Source organism: Oceanospirillum linum, from assembly GCF_001995095.2.
In the GTDB taxonomy this organism is placed as follows: domain Bacteria; phylum Pseudomonadota; class Gammaproteobacteria; order Pseudomonadales; family Halomonadaceae; genus Oceanospirillum; species Oceanospirillum linum.
This window is the reverse complement of sequence record NZ_MTSD02000098.1, coordinates 1-440: the sequence shown is the minus strand read 5'-3', so window position 1 is coordinate 440 and position 440 is coordinate 1. Positions and strand designations below refer to the sequence as shown.

1 protein-coding gene is annotated in these 440 nt (G+C 44.3%); it reads right to left on the bottom strand.

What is annotated here, in order from left to right; all coding sequences use genetic code 11:
• Nucleotides 1-440 (bottom strand): BCCT family transporter (locus BTA35_RS16810; protein WP_202931309.1); only part of this gene is annotated, 440 nt, incomplete at both ends.

The window sequence follows — 440 nt, the reverse complement described above, 5'->3', positions numbered from 1 at the left end:
CTATTGTGAACGGAAAGCCCGTTGAAACAGCCATCGCTTGTAGCGCAGTAAGTCCGCCACCCAAAATCAGTGCAATTGCAACCAAACCTTCAAACGTACACCAAAAAACACGCTGAGGCTTAGGTGAGTCTACTTTCCCACCAGCAGAGATTGCATCAATAACCAAAGAACCAGAGTCAGAAGAGGTCACGAAAAATACAATAACCAGAACAATGGCAATCAAAGAGGTGATCTCTGACAAAGGCAGGGTATCCAGCATCATAAAGAGTTTAATTGGTAGATCAGCCTGACTTACAGCCTGATAACCATCATTCACTAACTGACTAATCGCTGTACCACCAAAAGCTGTCATCCATAGCACACAAGCCAGAGAAGGTATCAACAGAACAGAGATCATAAACTCACGCACAGTACGACCACGAGAAACACGAGCAATAAAC